Origin of the sequence: Acinetobacter sp. Ac_3412 (assembly GCF_013072675.1) — a bacterium.
Lineage (GTDB): Bacteria > Pseudomonadota > Gammaproteobacteria > Pseudomonadales > Moraxellaceae > Acinetobacter > Acinetobacter higginsii.
Map to the genome: position 1 here is coordinate 56,230 of NZ_LXUJ01000010.1, position 16,510 is coordinate 72,739.

Sequence of the window (16,510 nt, forward strand, 5' to 3'; positions counted from 1 at the left end):
ATTGCTAATTATACATCAACAACTAACACGCACTTAACAAGTGCATAAAAACTTCATTGGAGCAAATGAGCATGGCGAACAAGGTCCTTCAACTCATCAAAGAAAGTGGCGCAAAATGGGTCGATTTTCGCTTTACTGATACTAAGGGTAAAGAGCAGCACGTAACTTACCCAGCTGATACCATTGATGAAGATACATTTGAAGATGGTAAAATGTTTGATGGTTCTTCAATTGCTGGTTGGAAAGGCATTGAAGCTTCTGACATGATCTTACGTCCAGATGCTGAAACAGGTTTTCTTGACCCGTTCTTTGCTGAGCCTACAGTTGTTGTGACTTGTGACGTTATCGAGCCTTCAACTGGTCAAGGTTACGAGCGTGACCCACGTTCGATTGCTCGTCGTGCTGAAGAATATTTAAAATCTACAGGTATCGGTGATACAGCATTCTTCGGTCCAGAACCAGAATTCTTCGTTTTTGACGAAGTGAAGTGGGACATCGACATGTCTGGCGCGCGCCACACATTGATTGCTGAAGAAGCTGCTTGGTCTACAGGTAAAGACTACGAAGCAGGTAACTCAGGTCACCGTCCACGTGTTAAAGGCGGTTACTTCCCAGTTCCTCCAGTTGACTCTCATCAAGACATGCGTGCTGAAATGTGTGCACGTATCGAAGACATCATGGGTCCTGGTCGTGTAGAAGTACATCACCATGAAGTTGCATCTTGCCAATTAGAAATTGGTGTGAGCTTCAATACCTTAGTTCGTAAAGCGGACGAAGTTCAACAGTTCAAATATGCAGTTTGGAACGTTGCGCATCAATATGGTAAAACAGCGACATTCATGCCTAAGCCAATGGTTGGTGATAACGGTTCTGGTATGCACGTTCACATGTCAATCTCTAAAGATGGCAAGAACTTGTTTGCTGGTGACGAATATGCTGGTTTATCAGAAATGGCATTGTTCTTCATCGGTGGTGTAATCAAGCACGCGCGTGCGTTGAATGCGATTACGAACCCAGGTACAAACTCTTATAAGCGTTTGGTTCCACACTACGAAGCACCAATTATGCTTGCTTACTCAGCACGTAACCGTTCTGCTTCTATCCGTATTCCTTACGTTTCTAGCCCTAAAGGCAAGCGTATCGAAGCACGTTTCCCTGATCCATTAATGAACCCATACTTAGGTTTTGCTGCATTGTTAATGGCTGGTCTTGATGGTATTCAAAACAAGATTCACCCAGGTGAAGCTGCTGACAAAAACTTGTATGATCTTCCTCCTGAAGAAGAAGCAAAAATCCCAACAGTTGCTCACAACTTGGAAATGGCGATTGCTGCACTTGAAGCGGATCATGAGTTCCTGTTGAAAGGTGGTGTATTCACTAAAGAAATGCTTGATGCATATATCGAACTTAAAACTGAAGATGTACGCCGTCTTAACACGACGACTCACCCAGTTGAATTTGATATGTACTACAGCTTGTAATACATACAGATTGAAAAAAGCTCGCCTCGGCGAGCTTTTTTTATGTTTTTGATTCAATTGAAAGTCATGCTCTTTTTCCAAAGAAATTCATGTACACTCATAGGGTCTGCTGGCACTTCACCTTGCGAGCTACTGCTCTCATTGCGACAGAGGATATTTTTTAGATGTTACAAGGCGGGTCGTATGAAATTTAGTGCCTCTAAATGAATACGAGCTAACGTAGTAATATCAAAAAATAACCCTGTCCCGAAGGGTTATGTCTAAAACTTCCCCAAACTTCGTTATGAAACTTGACAAGGGTATCGCCATTGTCTACGTTCCATGCCTTGTTTGTGTGGTTTTAGCCTATAACGCAATGCATGGCTGAAGTATCAGCAGACCCTAATGATGTTTTTAGTGAGCCAAGCATGCGAAATTTACGACCAAACAGAATTAAGGGACGAGAGATCCCAACTGAATTGAAAAAATGGTTGTATGCATCTGGTTCCCTTACTCAGCAATTGACTGATCTGGGTGAGGGGGAGTTTCATGTCGAACGTCTTAAAGAACATTTCCAACGACTCACCTTTAACGATAGCCAGTGGATGCAAATGCCAGCACACCATATTGCATGGGTGCGAGAAACCAATCTTTATGGTAGTGAAACAGAAGCTTGGGTCAAAGCGAAAAGTATTTTTCCAATCTTAAGCTTACACAAGAAAGCGCGTTTATTTCGGCATATTCGTAATAAGCCAATTGGCTGGTTTTTATTTCAACGAACCAACCCAGCCTGCGAAAGGCGGGTTATTTATCTTGAAGAAGGTTGGACCAGACAAAGTTGCTATACTTGGCATGGCTGCAAATTTATTGTGCAAGAAACATTTCTTCCCGCATTTGAACAGTTTATTCGACAGCATTGACTCTAAGGATTCATCATGGAAACAGTGCAACACACAACATGGCGGCAACGTTTAGAAGCCTATTACTATCTATGCCGTTTTGATAAGCCTGTAGGTACAGAACTGGTCTTTTGGCCAACCATGTGGGCACTATGGATTGCTGCTGGTGGTTTACCACCTTTGCAGATTCTCATTGCGATGGTTTTGGGTACGATTTTTATGCGTGCAGCGGGTTGTGCGATCAATGACTTTGCTGATCGTAAAGTCGATGCCCATGTAGAGCGTACCAAGACACGTCCATTAGCCACTGGCATCATTCGTCCACGCGAAGCGGTTTATGTTTTTTTGGGATTAGTTGCAGCAAGTGCGTGTACTTTATTTTTTCTACCGATTGCAACGTTTTATTGCGCCCTAGCTGGTCTAGTACTGGCATTCATTTACCCTTTTATGAAGCGCTATACACACTTGCCGCAAGTGGTGTTAGGTATGGCTTTTTCATGGGGAATTCCCATGTCTTTTACCGCGATGGGTAAGCCCTTAGATTTAACTTGTTGGCTTTTATATTTTGGTAATTTGGCATGGACGGTGGCTTATGACACTCAGTATGCGATTACCGATCGAGAATATGATTTAAAAATTGGAGTGAAATCGACAGCGATTTTATTCGGTCGTTACGATATACAAATTATCGGGTTACTCCAGATTCTCAGTTTATTGCTGATCGGTGGGGCTTTATATTTAGAAAATCTGTTGTTACCGTTTGGATTGATTGCGTTGTTGATCGTTGCGGTAGATTTTGCCTATCAAGCTTTCAAAACCAAAGATCGTGATCCACAAATTTGTTTTTGGGCATTTCGTCACAATCGTTGGGTAGGACTGATTATTTTTCTTGGAATTTTTTTAGAATTAATATTTTAATCTGACTAAATAGTTGAAAAGTGTCCTATGCAGGGCACTTTTTTTATGCCTTAATAATACGGCATGTAGATTCATGCACAAAAATAAGACAAGGACTAAAAGGATATTTTATGAAACGGTCAAACATTGCTTTAGCAGTTACTTTCTCGATTTCTGCATTATTTTTAACAGCGTGTAATGACAATGATGATGATTATACCGGGGTAGATTCGAATAAAACCTATCTGTCTGAAACGACTTATTCTAAGGATAAAGTGGATAATGCCTCATCACTCAAGGTAATGACTTATAACATGGAGAATGTTCAAGGTCGCACTGCCAAAGCAACCGCACTGGTGATGTTCCCTAAAGTTGCTCAGCCCGCTGATGGTTATAGAGTGGTGGTCTGGGAGCATGGTACGGTTGGGGTGGGTGATAGCTGTGCACCAAGTAATAATACTGTGAATCCTCGCTTTAAAATCCTCGCTGATACTTTATTGGCGGCGGGTTATGTGGTGATTGCGCCAGATTATGAAGGCTTGGGGACTCCAGGAATTCATCCATATCTAAACTTGGGTAGTGAAGCTAAATCTGCGATTGCAGCGGTAAAAGCAGCAAAAGATCATTATGGGGCGAAACTCAATGGACAATGGATGTCTATTGGTCAGTCTCAAGGTGGTCATGCTTCATTGGGTACTGCTGAATTTGCAAATAATGATGCAAATTATAAAGGTGCAGTTGCGGGCGCTCCTGCATCGAGCCTTGGTTATATCATCTCTGTTGTTGCACCACAGGCGATTGCAAATATTCTTAAGCAAGAACAGGCTGGTCTTGCACCAGTAGGTACAGCTGTTGAAGTCTATGCAGAGCTGCTTGCTTATGCTGCATATACGACTGTTGGTATTACAGCTTATGATCCTAAATTTAATTATCGGGAAATTTTTCAGGAACGTTCTCGCTCAATTGCTGAATTCGCCGAAGGTACGACAGGTGAAAATGGCGTATGTTTAGATGATTTACATAATAAGTTTGCAGCAGATATTCGTGACTTTATCAGCAAAGATACCACTAAAACTGTTTTGGACTATCCAGGCTTAGCGGGTAACTTCCAAGAAAATCCAACAGTGAAAAAATTCCTAACAGATAATCAACCTGCGACCAAGAAAATAAACAGTCCAGTGATGATTATTCAGGGGACATTAGATATGGCAGTGCCTTATCCAGTGACAGATTCCTTGCAAAAAGGATTGATTGCATTGGGTACTAAAGTCACATTCTTGCCAGTTGTTGGAGCGAGTCATACTCAAGCAATTGTATGTAAGAATGCGGATGCTTATGGCTTTATCCAAGCCAATATGTCAGCAGGTACAGGTATCGTATTGACGGATGCGCAGAAGGATGCCAGCCAAAGCCCTCACTGTACTGGTAAATTCTAAGATTTCTTTGCTTATTTAGAAGAAATTTACTTTTAAAAAGAGTCTCTTTATAGAGGCTCTTTTTTGTTATATTGTTGCACTGTTTAAAGCCATGCAATTTGAGTTTAAATCACTTATGAGCCAGCCACCTGTTGAGAAAAAATCAATCCCTTGGTTATTAATGAGTTTGGGGTTGTTAATTCCAATTTTTATTGTAGGTATGGCCTTTGTTGCTGCGAAAAGTGATGCGCAAACTAAGAAAAAATATGACCAGCAACGCGCTGAAATGGCAAAGAAATTCGAACAGCAGAAAAATGCTGAACAATCGGCAAAGACGGAATAATCTTTCTTAAATTAGCTGACTATCGAAGATCCATCTGTAATTGTTTTACAGATGGAATTTGTGTATAGCGTTGTACGACATAACCTGCTTCTTGCAGCATCTGATCTCGTTTTTTATCTTCTAATTCTTTTCCGATATGGCTGGGGTCATCTAACTCAATAATCGCCAAAACATTCATCTGCTGATCTAAAACCACAAAGTCTGTCACCTTACGATTAAACTTACTGCGAATCTTATAATGATCACTGGTAATCAATGCACTAAAGGCTACCTGTGCAAGTACATGATGCTGTGGAAAGGCCTGTTGTAATCGTACAAACATTCTTGATTCAAATGATGTGATGACAGGTCGAGCAAAGAATTTTTGTTTGGGAAAGAAAGGGCGTATACAGCTAAAAAGCAAGATAGCTGTACTAATAAAACCAATCGTTAGAAATAAGAAGTGATTCGATTCAAACATGTATTTATCAAAGAGCAAATAAAAAACCCACTCAATTAAGAGTGGGTTTTTAGAATCTTGGCTCTCCCACCTGGGCTCGAACCAGGGACCTGCGGATTAACAGTCCGTCGCTCTACCGACTGAGCTATGGGAGAATCTGGAGCGAATTTTAGGGCTTAAATGTCAGTCCGTCAAGTAAAATCAGTATGAATAATAATCGCTTAAGCAAAATATTGTATATTAACGTGCAACTTGATTACATTGTGCCAATTCAGTGGAGCGGGCATTCCAGATTGCACCTGCTGAGTTTTTATAATAACTAATCTTACCGATACGTAAGACTAGACTCTGACAAGAATCCAAGGAGAGTGCATTGCCCCAAGGGCCAGACATGCTACAGACACGACCATTACATTTCCAGACGACATTAGGACCATTTTCAATTGGTACAGTCACAGTGCCCTTATAAGAGGAACCAGCATACCAAGTGGTTTGGGCGGCCATTGCTGGACTACAAAAGACGATTAAACAGAATAGAAGTTTTTTCATTATGTGTTTTCCATAACATCATCGCTAAGTTTTATCTTATATTTAAAATAATATGGTAGGTCGAAATTTATACGATACTCAACATGAAATGAACAAAATAATCGTAATTGTTGTTATAAGGGTATTTTGTTTATTTAAAATAAAAAGCCCAGATCAATGATCTGGGCTTTTTAGAATCTTGGCTCTCCCACCTGGGCTCGAACCAGGGACCTGCGGATTAACAGTCCGTCGCTCTACCGACTGAGCTATGGGAGAATCTGAGTGCCATTATAGGCAGCTTTTAAAATTGGTCAAGATAAAACTGTCATGTTTCTTTCATTTTTGCATCGTATGCTTTTTATTTGCACAATTACGATAAAGTAGGAAAAATAACTTGAACTTTGAACAGGCTATTGCTAGATTCAAATGAGAAAGAGCGTTTAGATATTTATCTAAACAGTGTGGATTTAACCCTACTTGCCAGCACTAAAATGGCTAAACTGGAGGTCGAAATGACTATTCTAAATATTCAATCTATTTTTTCAGATTTGTCTTTTTATCAAGAGCATTATCTCGAAATTATTCAAGATTCTGCGCAGTATTACACGCCAGTTGAACATTCATTTATAAATACTTTTCCGTTTAAGCAACAAGCCTTGTATCTGGGTGATTTACTGCAATTATGGTTTGGTAATAAGTGGAAAATTCAAACGGCAAAAGATCTACTCACACAAAAAAATACATCAACTGTCGACGAGCACGCACCTTTATATTTATTTCAACTTGGTGGTGAATTATTTTTAGGTGCAAACACAGCTTTGGCTTGGTCTGTGGCAGAGCAAAAAATTGTCTCAGTACAAGTGAAAAGCATTTGGCAATACGCAGTATTCAGTCATTTATGTATTCGACCAAAAAGTTTTCAAGCGCATAAGGCCACTGCATAGGGCTATGATGAAATAGCCCATTTGCTTAATCTGTGCTTATGGGCGAATGATCATGCAGGTTGCGGTTGCATGGGCATAAAGTTTGCCATCTGCATCGACAATCTTACCTTCAGAAATACCTAAATTTTTACTGATATTGATCATGCTGCCTATCGCTGTGAGTTTTTGATTCCTAGGAATAGGGCGACACATTTTAATATTTAGATCAATGGTGCCATAACCGACGCCAGCTTCTAAAAGCGTATGAACAGCACAGCCTGTCACTGAATCAAGTACGGTTGCAGCAAAACCACCATGTACTCCACCCAGCGGGTTAAGGTGGCGTTGATCTGCTTGAACTTCAAATTTGATAAATCCTTCTGCAACTTCTACGGGTTGCATCGGAATGGTTTCACTAATACTGGCAGGTGGAATTTTCCCTTCACACATCGCGGTTAAAAACTCAAGTCCATTCATTTCTTTCGGGTGTTTCATCTTTTTTTTCTATATAGTTCTAAAAAGGAACTTGTGTATAACGTAGTCTTTCCATCAGAGACTGTCAATACAGTTCATCGATCAATATCATGTTTTACAAATTATTGATTGCAGCATGCTTGCTTTGTTTTATGCTAACGATAATTCATAAATAACAATTTTGAATAAAAGGTAAATTTATAATGAAAGGACAGTGTGTTTGTGGTGAAACCACGTTTGAAGTCGAATTAAATAATCATGAAGTGCATGCCTGTCACTGTTCGATTTGTCGTCGACAGACCAGTGGCGTGATTATGACGATTGATGTCAAACAGGGCAGCTTAAAATTTTTAAAGCAAGGCCACCTTTCGGTATATAACTCATCGGCTTGGGGCGAGCGAGGATTCTGTAATGCCTGTGGTACCAATTTATTTTGGCGGACTAAAGATCAGAATTATTGCAATATCAATGCATTTGCATTGAATGAGTCACCAAAAGATCTAAATCTCGATCTAGAAATCTATATTGATTGTAAGCCTGAGTTTTATGCTTTTCAAAATTCGACCAAGAAGATGACTGAAGCGGAGGTCATTGCACTTTTTAGTGGTGAATCTGCGGAATAGTGTAGCTTGTAGGAAATTCTAATTGTATTGAAGATTTTGATTTAAGAGATAAAAAAGAAGCTTCATTGAGAAGCTTCTTTTTTATTGCGGAAAAATTATTTCGCAGCTTTTTCTGCTGCAATCGATGCAATTGCGGCATCAACGCCTTCAATTGAATCAGCCGCTTTTTTAATACGTGCTAAAGCATCAACTAAAACTTCGTCAGCAGTTGCGTAAGAGATACGCATAAAGCCGCCTAAACCAAATGCATCACCAGGAACAACAGCAACACCTGTTTCTTCAAGTAACCATTCAGAGAATTCTGTGCAAGATTTTAAGCCTTTGGCACGAATCAACGGACGGATGTTGGCATAGGCATAGAAAGCACCATCAGCAGGAAGACAAGAAATCCCTTTGATGTCATTCAAACCGCTCACAACGAGATCATGACGACGTTTAAACGCTTCAATCATTGGCTCAAGTACATCTTGTGGACCATTCAATGCGGCTTCAGCTGCAACTTGCGAAATCGAAGTTGGGTTTGAAGTTGATTGTGACTGGATCTTTTTCATCGCACCAATGATTTTTGCAGGGCCTGCTGCATAACCGATACGCCAGCCTGTCATTGCATAGGCTTTAGATACGCCATTTAAAACAATGGTACGGTCATATAAGTCTGGTGCAACAGTCGCGATATTGTAGAACTCATCTTCCCAACGAATTGGTTCATACATGTCATCAGATGCAACAAATACTTGTGGATGACGACGTAATACTTCTGCCAAAGCCTCTAACTCAGCTTTGGTGTAGATCATACCTGTTGGATTTGAAGGGCTGTTTAATACCACTAGACGAGTATTTGGTGTGATTGCCGCTTCTAACTGTTCTGGTGTGATTTTGAAGCGTTGTTCTTCACCACATTTCACGATTACGGGTGTGCCTTCAGCAATAATCACCATATCTGGATAGCTTACCCAGAAAGGTGCAGGGATGATCACTTCATCACCTTTGTTTAACAAAGCAAGTGCCAAGTTAAAGAAACTTTGCTTACCACCACAAGACACCAGAATCTGGTTGGCTTGATAATCTAAATTATTATCGCGTTTGAATTTCGCAATAATTGCTTTTTTTAAGCTTGGAGTACCGTCTACAGCTGTATATTTTGTAAAGCCTTTATTAATCGCTTCAATTGCAGCATCTTTGATGTGTTGAGGGGTATCAAAGTCTGGTTCGCCTGCACCTAAACCAATCACGTTTTTACCAGCAGCTTTAAGCTCAGCGGCTTTATTGGTCACTGCAAGTGTAGGGGACGGTTTGATGGCATTGACACGATCAGAGAGACGTACGTCCACGGCATTATTCCTTCTTATGGGATTAAAAAATAAAAAGCAGGTTATCTTAGCCTAAATCGACTTCTTTGTGGCTGAAACTTGCCAGAATCGCATAAAAAGTTACTAAATTTTAAGCATTAGAATCATTGTGTTTTTTTACATATTTTATTTTTATCAAAAGCGCAAAAATCTATTACAATATGCGGCTAGAAATCTAGATTTCGAGAGAATTCCAATGAGTACCCAACAACCTAAAGCCAAAAAAGCTTTGGTGAAATTGCCTTTTCCAATGCCATCTGCTCAGGATGATGCTGAGGATGCAACGCATAATCAGGTTCGTCCAAAACCTGAACAATATGCTGATCGCACTTGGATGCCACCACGCGGTACACGTCGTTCGATGGGTAAGCGTTAAGAAAAAAAGCCAATCAATCTGATTGGCTTTTTTTCTTATCAATAGCGGTTTAATGGATGTTGTATTTTTAGTTCACCACGCCAAAGTTTGAGAAAATCGTACTCATCAATATCATAAAGTTCCATCAAGGCAATAATCACACTGACAAAGGTCATGGCACCTTCAGCGTTGTTATGAAAGTTGAAAATTTTGCCATTGAGCTTGCCTAAAATATCGTTGATTTCATGTTCACGACCGCGCCCATAGCGATCACGCGGGTACAACTCTTCATTTAAAACAACCAAAGCAATGGCTTTTTCAGCTGCGGTTAACTGAGTTTGATCGAGTGCTTCTTCGAAAGACTCGTAGCCATGATCGAAATAGAAAATGACCTTATCTGAAATAAAAGCATGTACCGCATCAGCAGTTAGGTCTGGAAATTGTGAAACAGCATCTTCTTCGATATAGGGACGAAAAGATTCTGGAAAAATCACATTGGAGTGAATGCCTTTAAATAATGGGGCGATTTCAGATACTTTATAACCCGCAATACCACAGCCTAATGCCGTTAAAAAATATTTCATTTTAGGGTGGTGTTTTGCGTAGACTTTAAAGTCCTCGACATAATGCTTTATCTGAGCCAATGGCATTTGTTGTAAGTGTTCATTCAGTGTTGGAATTGCGAAGGTTTGTCCTGCCCAACCACGACCAACACCTTTGACTGCCGCAAAATGTTGTGCCGCGACACGGGCCGCGCCGCTGTCATGTATCCCTGCTAAATTACTACCAAAAACAAAGACCGTGTCTTCTGGGAGTTCCGTTACGATTGTTTCATCGTGATATTGGTAAGTCATATTCTTATCATTGAAATCGAGTATAAGTCCATGTTGCAGTTGATTGCGTAGCGGGTCAAGTCTTGCTTGAGATTAATTTATTCAAGACATGTTTCTGCGTGACGCTATTCCAATGACGATTAGATTCAAGTATTGCTAAGCACTAAAATATATATCATGGCTTTCTTGGCAGAGTCTTTGATACTGTGATGTATTGTCTAGGCGTTATAGTTAACAATTGATATCAAAACGAGATTGAAATTTAACCCCATTCTGTTAAGTTTTTTAGGTTTATAAGTATAAATTGCGCGCTTTTTTAAAGACTAGGGCAATCTCTTGATTTTACTGTTGGAAATTGCATATCAATTCAAAAGTATCATTAGACTTTAAAAAGCAGTTTGTTGCCCCCATTAGAAAGTGAAAATAGCCATCCAATCAGTTGAGTATCTCTATATGAGCGAAAACCAACCTTTTGAGTTAGTCACCAATTATCAACCTGCGGGAGATCAACCTCAGGCGATTGAAAAATTGGTCAGTGGTATCGATCAAGGTTTTCGTAATCAATTACTGCTTGGGGTAACAGGGTCTGGTAAAACCTATACCATGGCCAATGTAATTGCTCAGACGCAACGTCCAACGATTGTCATGGCACATAACAAGACCCTTGCGGCACAGCTTTATGGTGAATTTAAAGCTTTTTTCCCGAATAATGCAGTTGAGTATTTCGTCAGTTATTACGATTACTATCAGCCCGAAGCTTATGTGCCGTCATCAGATACCTTTATTGAAAAAGATTCTGCAATCAATGACCACATTGACCAGATGCGCTTGTCTGCGACGCGTGCTTTATTAGAACGTCGTGATGCGATTATTGTTGCTTCGGTTTCTGCAATCTACGGTTTGGGTGATCCAAATGCCTATATGCAAATGCTGTTGCATATCGTGCAAGGTGATCGTGTCAGCCGCGATGAGATCATTCGTCGCCTAGTAGAGATGCAATATACCCGTAATGAACTGGAGTTCTTAAGGGGGACTTATCGTATTCGTGGAGAAATTATTGATATTTTCCCTGCTGAATCGGATAAAGACGCGATACGGGTCGAATTATTTGACGATGAAGTTGATTCGATTCGTTGGTTTGATCCGTTGACTGGAAAATTGGTACGTAAAGTGCCGCGTGTGACCATTTATCCAAAGAGTCATTATGTGACCCCGAAAGATCATTTAACCCGAGCTATTGATACCATTAGAGATGAGTTAAAAGATCAGCTCAAATTTTTCAAAGAGCATGACAAGTTATTAGAAGCACAGCGTATTGAGCAACGTACTCGCTATGACTTAGAGATGATGCAGCAGTTGGGTTATACCAATGGTATTGAAAACTACTCTCGCCATCTTTCGGGCCGTACAGCAGGTGAGGCACCACCGACATTATTTGACTATATCCCTGAAGATGCCTTGCTGATCATTGATGAATCACATGTGACGGTTCCACAAATTGGTGCGATGTATAAAGGTGACCGTTCACGCAAAGAAAACTTGGTCAATTACGGTTTCCGCTTACCAAGTGCTTTGGATAACCGTCCAATGAAATTTGAAGAATGGGAGCGGATTGTTCCAACCACCGTTTTTGTCAGCGCAACGCCTGCACATTATGAATTGGAAAAGTCAGAGCAAATTGTTGAGCAAGTGGTACGTCCAACAGGCTTGATTGATCCTGAAATTGAAGTGCGTCCAGTATTAACACAGGTCGATGATGTTTTATCTGAAATTAATATTCGTAAACAGCTGAATGAACGTGTACTTGTGACAACTTTGACTAAACGTATGGCAGAGGATTTAACTTCATATCTTAAAGAATATGGCGTTAAAGTGGCCTATCTGCATTCGGATATTGATACGGTTGAGCGTGTCAAAATTATTCACGAATTACGTACCGGCGTGCATGATGTACTGGTCGGAATTAACTTGCTGCGCGAAGGTCTGGATATGCCAGAAGTGTCTTTGGTTGCAATTCTTGATGCGGATAAAGAAGGCTTCTTGCGTTCAGAACGTTCATTGATCCAAACCATTGGTCGTGCAGCACGTAATGTCAAAGGTAAAGCGATTTTATATGCCGATCGTATTACGGATTCGATGCGGAAAGCGATGGATGAAACAGATCGCCGCCGTAATAAACAAATTGAATTTAATGAATTACATGGTATTACCCCTCGTAGTGCAGTGCGCCAAACCATCAAGGAAATTGATACGGGTGAAGTACTCAGTGATGATGAAATTGATGAAAAAGTGCTTGAGCAAGCACAGGCGATCAGTGCAGATGAGCAGCATTTGTTATCTGATCCAAAACTGTTTGCAAAGCATATCGGCAAACTGGAAAAGGAAATGTTAAAAGCCTCGAAAGAGTTACAGTTTGAACAAGCGGCAAGATTACGCGATGAGATTGTCCGTCTTAAAGCACATATGTTGCAGTCATAATCAAACAGAGAAATCCTCAAAAGGGATACATATCGCAACAGTTTTTGTTCACAAAGTAAGCTATTTTAAATTGCTAACTATATGACTATTGATAACAAATTACTGTTTTGAGGATTTCTCATGCCTTTTATTAAAAATTTCCCGAAAGCGAGTTGGCGCCTTGCAAAGATTGCGATTGGTGGGGCTGTCTTAACTGGGTTGGCTGTTGGAACGATTGCTTATGCACAAGCAAAACCGTTACCGACAGTCGATAAAGTTGAACTCGATAAGTATTTGGGAGTTTGGTACGAAGTAGCGCGAAAACCGATGTTTTTTGAGCGTAAGTGCGCTTATAACGTCACCGCGACTTATACCTTAAATGAAAATGGCAATATTGTTGTTGATAACAAGTGTTATGACAGTGAAGGCAACCTACAGCAAAGTGTAGGTGAAGCTTTTGTTGCCAATGCACCATTTAATACTAAATTGCGAGTAAGTTTTTTGCCAGAGGTCGTGCGTTGGGTCCCTGTGATCCGTGGTGATTACTGGATTTTAAAACTCGATGCTGATTATCAAACGGTACTGGTTGGAGAACCGCGCCGTAAATATTTATGGGTACTTTCACGGATACCTAATCCCAAAAAAGAAATTATTCATGAATATTTAAATTATGCTAAATCATTAGGTTATGATGTTGGTGATGTGATTTATCCTGAACATCATTAAATAAATACGATATACTGAATAAGAACCATGCTTGCATGGTTTTTTTAATTTTAAATAGTGGATAAATCACGTATTTTGGAAGATTCCCTAAAATTAGAGGCCTAAAATGTTTAAAGGAATTGCTTATTCAGTTTTGGCTTCAGTTACTTTTGGGGTTTTGTATTTTTATACCCAATTGCTTGGTGCATTTGATAGTGAACAAACCTTTGGTTGGCGCATCATTGCGACCTTGCCCGTTTTAACGCTATTTATGTGGTTCAGTGGTGATTTAAGTCATATCAAACACGTCTTTAAAAGAATTGTCGCGCAGCCCTCGTTATTACTACTTTTAATCATTACATCGGTACTGACATCAGCGCAGTTATGGTTGTTTTTGTGGGCACCTATGCATGGTCGTGGACTACAAGTATCATTGGGATATTTCCTATTACCTCTGGTTTTGGTGTTGGCTGGAAGTATCCTATATGGTGAAAAGCTTTCAAAGTTGCAGTACGTTGCAGTGTTACTCGCAGCATTTGGTGTCGGACATGAGGTATGGCGTTTAGGCAGCATTGCTTGGGAAACAGTTTTTGTTGCTTTGGGCTATGCAGCTTATTTTATTCTTCGCAAAAAGATTCAAACTGATAATTTAGGTGGGTTCTGGTGGGATCTTTTACTGATTCTTCCTGTTGCGATTTTCTTTACCCAAACAGGGGATACACCTTATCTCAAGTTTTTAGAATATCCGAGTTTGATCTTGGTAGTGATTGGGCTAGGTTTGCTCAGTGCCATTGGGCTGGGTAGTTATATTCTTGCGAGTCGCTATTTACCTTTAATTATTTTCGGTTTACTGGGCTATTTGGAACCTGTTCTATTGGCCTTGGTTTCTTTGTTGATTGGAGAAAAAATCGGTGCAGATGAGTGGTTAACCTATATTCCGATTTGGCTGGCGGTGTTGGTGCTGGTGGTTGAAGGGGCAATGCATTTGTACCAACAGAGAAAGCGTAAGCAACATCTAGAATTGAACTTAAAACAGTATTCGCAACGGGTGAATTTAGATGATAAAAGCTAAAAGTGCTTATCTATTACGCTGAATTATCAATAAAACTGTTATGTAAGTGCACTAAGTTGCAGCTATTTTGATGATGAAAATGGATTTCTACCAAAATTCACAAAAATAATTATAGGTATTTTATGAATTTATAGTCAATTAGGACAAAATCTTAGCTCGTTTAGCAGCTTTTGATTCAATCTTGATGATAATTCTATTACAATTATGGCGTTTTAAAAATTCACGCCCAGTATATATAAATTAGAGGACGTATCAGTGAGCAAAGACACTATCATTGCCCTACACGCAGAACACCAAGGTCGTTGGAAAAACCGTGAAGAAATCGCGGAACGTATGATTACTTTAATTGGTCAATTGTACCGTGAGAAAAATATTGTTGTTTCTGTTTACGGCCGTTCTTTAATTAACCGTTCAGTTATTCAAATTTTAAAAACGCATCGCCGTACACGTATGCTTGATGTTGAACTTTCTGTTGTAAATACCTTCCCAATTTTGGAAGCGTTAATGAAAGTTGAGAACATCGGTTCAGCTGAAGTTGATATCGGTAAACTCGCTGTTGAATATAAAAACCAAGGTGGCGATGTTGATGCTTTCGTTGCTCAAGCGGTTGCTCCAATCCAAGGTAACGTGACTGCTGCTGCGCCTAAAGATGTTGTTCTTTATGGTTTTGGTCGTATCGGCCGTATCCTAGCGCGTTTAATCATCAGCCAATCTGGTTTGGGTCGTGGTTTAAGCCTAAAAGCAATTGTTGTTCGTAAATCATCTGATGGTGACTTGGCGAAACGTGCTTCTCTATTACGTCGTGACTCTATTCACGGTACTTTTGACGGTACGATTTCTGTAGATGAAGAAAACGAAGCAATCATTGCAAATGGTCAATTCATTAAAGTGATCTATGCATCAAGCCCAAGCGAAGTGGATTACACTGCTTACGGTATTGAAAATGCACTTCTTATCGACAACACAGGTAAATGGCGTGATGCTGAAGGCCTGAGCCAACACTTGAAATGTGCAGGTGTTGCACGTGTGGTATTAACTGCACCAAGTAAAGGTGAGATGAAGAACGTTGTATTTGGTGTGAACAACTCTGACATCTTAGATGAAGACAAAATCATCTCTGCTGCAAGCTGTACAACCAACGCAATTACACCTGTATTAAAAGTTTTAGATGACAAATACAAAGTATTGAATGGTCATGTTGAAACAGTTCACTCGTTCACAAACGATCAAAACTTAATTGATAACTATCATAAAGCGGATCGTCGTGGCCGTGCTGCAACATTGAACATGGTCATTACTGAAACTGGTGCTGCAAAAGCCGTTGCAAAAGCGTTACCAGGTCTTAAAGGTAAGTTGACAGGTAACTCTGTACGCGTACCAACACCAAACGTATCTCTTGCAATCTTGAACCTTAACTTAGAGAAAGAAGTTGATCGTGAAGAAGTGAACGAATACATTCGTCAAATCTCAATCAACTCTAGCTTACAAGGTCAAATTGGTTATACCAACTCAACTGAAGTTGTATCGAGTGACTTTATTGGTTCACGTACTGCTGGTGTATTTGATGCACAAGCAACAATTGCTTCAGGTACGCGTTTAACTGCTTATGTTTGGTACGATAACGAAGTGGGTTATAGCTGCCAAGTATTACGTATAGCTGAACAAATGTGTGGCGTAAGCTATACAAAAATCCCTGCTGAAACAAATGCATAATTTGTTCGCAGAATGATAAAAAGCC

At 40.1% G+C, this 16,510-nt stretch carries 17 protein-coding genes and 2 tRNA genes; 12 read left to right on the forward strand and 7 right to left on the reverse strand.

The features are described 5' to 3' along the window. Positions 1 to 65 precede the first annotated feature (65 nt). From glnA to A7P54_RS12115, 5 genes are all read left to right on the forward strand, one after another. Positions 66 to 1,481, forward strand: a complete 1,416-nt coding sequence (glnA, locus tag A7P54_RS12095; RefSeq protein ID WP_171057879.1) for a type I glutamate--ammonia ligase — start codon at positions 66 to 68, stop codon at positions 1,479 to 1,481. Between the two features lie 407 nt (positions 1,482 to 1,888). Then, positions 1,889 to 2,380, forward strand: a complete 492-nt coding sequence (locus tag A7P54_RS12100) for a chorismate lyase (protein ID WP_171549733.1) — start codon at positions 1,889 to 1,891, stop codon at positions 2,378 to 2,380. A 15-nt stretch (positions 2,381 to 2,395) separates the two neighbouring features. Beyond that, a complete protein-coding gene (gene ubiA / locus A7P54_RS12105) occupies positions 2,396 to 3,277 on the forward strand; it encodes a 4-hydroxybenzoate octaprenyltransferase (protein ID WP_171549734.1) in 882 nt (293 codons plus the stop codon). Between the two features lie 110 nt (positions 3,278 to 3,387). Continuing rightward, positions 3,388 to 4,692: a lipase family protein gene (locus A7P54_RS12110; RefSeq protein WP_171549735.1), complete on the forward strand. Its 1,305-nt coding sequence runs from the start codon at positions 3,388 to 3,390 to the stop codon at positions 4,690 to 4,692. A gap of 115 nt (positions 4,693 to 4,807) precedes the next feature. After that, positions 4,808 to 5,014 (forward strand): hypothetical protein, encoded by a 207-nt coding sequence (locus A7P54_RS12115; protein WP_005145387.1) that lies wholly within the window; start codon positions 4,808 to 4,810, stop codon positions 5,012 to 5,014. Positions 5,015 to 5,033: 19 nt separating this feature from the next. Here A7P54_RS12115 and A7P54_RS12120 read toward each other — a convergent pair whose 3' ends face one another. From A7P54_RS12120 to A7P54_RS12135, 4 genes are all read right to left on the reverse strand, one after another. Beyond that, positions 5,034 to 5,474 carry a DUF2726 domain-containing protein gene (locus tag A7P54_RS12120; protein WP_171549736.1) on the reverse strand — a complete coding sequence of 147 codons (441 nt, stop codon included), beginning with the start codon at positions 5,472 to 5,474 and terminating at the stop codon, positions 5,034 to 5,036. 58 nt (positions 5,475 to 5,532) lie between these two features. Beyond that, positions 5,533 to 5,608, reverse strand: a tRNA-Asn gene (locus tag A7P54_RS12125). An 85-nt stretch (positions 5,609 to 5,693) separates the two neighbouring features. Then, positions 5,694 to 6,002, reverse strand: coding sequence for a hypothetical protein (locus tag A7P54_RS12130; RefSeq protein ID WP_005183810.1), 309 nt, complete (start codon positions 6,000 to 6,002; stop codon positions 5,694 to 5,696). Between the two features lie 179 nt (positions 6,003 to 6,181). Next, positions 6,182 to 6,257 (reverse strand) — tRNA-Asn (locus tag A7P54_RS12135). A 236-nt stretch (positions 6,258 to 6,493) separates the two neighbouring features. Here A7P54_RS12135 and A7P54_RS12140 point away from each other — a divergent pair. Next, positions 6,494 to 6,925 (forward strand): hypothetical protein, encoded by a 432-nt coding sequence (locus A7P54_RS12140; RefSeq protein ID WP_171549811.1) that lies wholly within the window; start codon positions 6,494 to 6,496, stop codon positions 6,923 to 6,925. A gap of 36 nt (positions 6,926 to 6,961) precedes the next feature. Here A7P54_RS12140 and A7P54_RS12145 read toward each other — a convergent pair whose 3' ends face one another. Then, entirely contained in the window at positions 6,962 to 7,399 is a 438-nt protein-coding gene (locus tag A7P54_RS12145) for a PaaI family thioesterase (RefSeq protein ID WP_171549737.1), read from the reverse strand. A gap of 182 nt (positions 7,400 to 7,581) precedes the next feature. On the opposite strand from A7P54_RS12145, the gene A7P54_RS12150 reads away from it, so the two are divergent. Next, positions 7,582 to 8,001: a GFA family protein gene (locus A7P54_RS12150; RefSeq protein WP_171549738.1), complete on the forward strand. Its 420-nt coding sequence runs from the start codon at positions 7,582 to 7,584 to the stop codon at positions 7,999 to 8,001. A gap of 95 nt (positions 8,002 to 8,096) precedes the next feature. Here the strand turns inward: A7P54_RS12150 and A7P54_RS12155 are convergent, their stop codons facing one another. After that, entirely contained in the window at positions 8,097 to 9,332 is a 1,236-nt protein-coding gene (locus tag A7P54_RS12155; protein WP_004808509.1) for a pyridoxal phosphate-dependent aminotransferase, read from the reverse strand. 214 nt (positions 9,333 to 9,546) lie between these two features. Between A7P54_RS12155 and A7P54_RS12160 the strand changes: the two genes are divergently transcribed. Next, positions 9,547 to 9,726 (forward strand): hypothetical protein, encoded by a 180-nt coding sequence (locus A7P54_RS12160; RefSeq protein WP_004652676.1) that lies wholly within the window; start codon positions 9,547 to 9,549, stop codon positions 9,724 to 9,726. Positions 9,727 to 9,764: 38 nt separating this feature from the next. Here A7P54_RS12160 and A7P54_RS12165 read toward each other — a convergent pair whose 3' ends face one another. Further along, positions 9,765 to 10,559, reverse strand: a complete 795-nt coding sequence (locus A7P54_RS12165) for a hypothetical protein (RefSeq protein ID WP_171549739.1) — start codon at positions 10,557 to 10,559, stop codon at positions 9,765 to 9,767. 432 nt (positions 10,560 to 10,991) lie between these two features. On the opposite strand from A7P54_RS12165, the gene uvrB reads away from it, so the two are divergent. The 4 genes from uvrB to A7P54_RS12185 all read left to right on the forward strand — a co-directional run bounded on the left by uvrB (position 10,992) and on the right by A7P54_RS12185 (position 16,485). Continuing rightward, positions 10,992 to 13,016 carry an excinuclease ABC subunit UvrB gene (gene uvrB, locus A7P54_RS12170; protein WP_159882666.1) on the forward strand — a complete coding sequence of 675 codons (2,025 nt, stop codon included), beginning with the start codon at positions 10,992 to 10,994 and terminating at the stop codon, positions 13,014 to 13,016. Between the two features lie 120 nt (positions 13,017 to 13,136). Then, positions 13,137 to 13,721 (forward strand): lipocalin family protein, encoded by a 585-nt coding sequence (locus A7P54_RS12175; RefSeq protein WP_171549740.1) that lies wholly within the window; start codon positions 13,137 to 13,139, stop codon positions 13,719 to 13,721. Positions 13,722 to 13,827: 106 nt separating this feature from the next. Continuing rightward, entirely contained in the window at positions 13,828 to 14,772 is a 945-nt protein-coding gene (rarD, locus tag A7P54_RS12180) for an EamA family transporter RarD (RefSeq protein ID WP_171549741.1), read from the forward strand. Between the two features lie 255 nt (positions 14,773 to 15,027). After that, positions 15,028 to 16,485, forward strand: a complete 1,458-nt coding sequence (locus A7P54_RS12185) for a glyceraldehyde-3-phosphate dehydrogenase (RefSeq protein ID WP_004808502.1) — start codon at positions 15,028 to 15,030, stop codon at positions 16,483 to 16,485. Positions 16,486 to 16,510: the final 25 nt, after the last annotated feature.

Bases quoted from the DNA above. Each gene is read 5' to 3' on its own strand.
- A7P54_RS12145 (WP_171549737.1), bottom strand. From the start codon at position 7,399: ATGAAACACCCGAAAGAAATGAATGGACTTGAGTTTTTAACCGCGATG.
- rarD (WP_171549741.1), top strand. From the start codon at position 13,828: ATGTTTAAAGGAATTGCTTATTCAGTTTTGGCTTCAGTTACTTTTGGG.
- ubiA (WP_171549734.1), top strand. From the start codon at position 2,396: ATGGAAACAGTGCAACACACAACATGGCGGCAACGTTTAGAAGCCTAT.
- A7P54_RS12150 (WP_171549738.1), top strand. From the start codon at position 7,582: ATGAAAGGACAGTGTGTTTGTGGTGAAACCACGTTTGAAGTCGAATTA.
- A7P54_RS12100 (WP_171549733.1), top strand. From the start codon at position 1,889: ATGCGAAATTTACGACCAAACAGAATTAAGGGACGAGAGATCCCAACT.
- A7P54_RS12115 (WP_005145387.1), top strand. From the start codon at position 4,808: ATGAGCCAGCCACCTGTTGAGAAAAAATCAATCCCTTGGTTATTAATG.
- uvrB (WP_159882666.1), top strand. From the start codon at position 10,992: ATGAGCGAAAACCAACCTTTTGAGTTAGTCACCAATTATCAACCTGCG.
- A7P54_RS12160 (WP_004652676.1), top strand. From the start codon at position 9,547: ATGAGTACCCAACAACCTAAAGCCAAAAAAGCTTTGGTGAAATTGCCT.
- A7P54_RS12175 (WP_171549740.1), top strand. From the start codon at position 13,137: ATGCCTTTTATTAAAAATTTCCCGAAAGCGAGTTGGCGCCTTGCAAAG.
- A7P54_RS12110 (WP_171549735.1), top strand. From the start codon at position 3,388: ATGAAACGGTCAAACATTGCTTTAGCAGTTACTTTCTCGATTTCTGCA.
- A7P54_RS12120 (WP_171549736.1), bottom strand. From the start codon at position 5,474: ATGTTTGAATCGAATCACTTCTTATTTCTAACGATTGGTTTTATTAGT.
- glnA (WP_171057879.1), top strand. From the start codon at position 66: ATGAGCATGGCGAACAAGGTCCTTCAACTCATCAAAGAAAGTGGCGCA.
- A7P54_RS12130 (WP_005183810.1), bottom strand. From the start codon at position 6,002: ATGAAAAAACTTCTATTCTGTTTAATCGTCTTTTGTAGTCCAGCAATG.
- A7P54_RS12140 (WP_171549811.1), top strand. From the start codon at position 6,494: ATGACTATTCTAAATATTCAATCTATTTTTTCAGATTTGTCTTTTTAT.
- A7P54_RS12165 (WP_171549739.1), bottom strand. From the start codon at position 10,559: ATGACTTACCAATATCACGATGAAACAATCGTAACGGAACTCCCAGAA.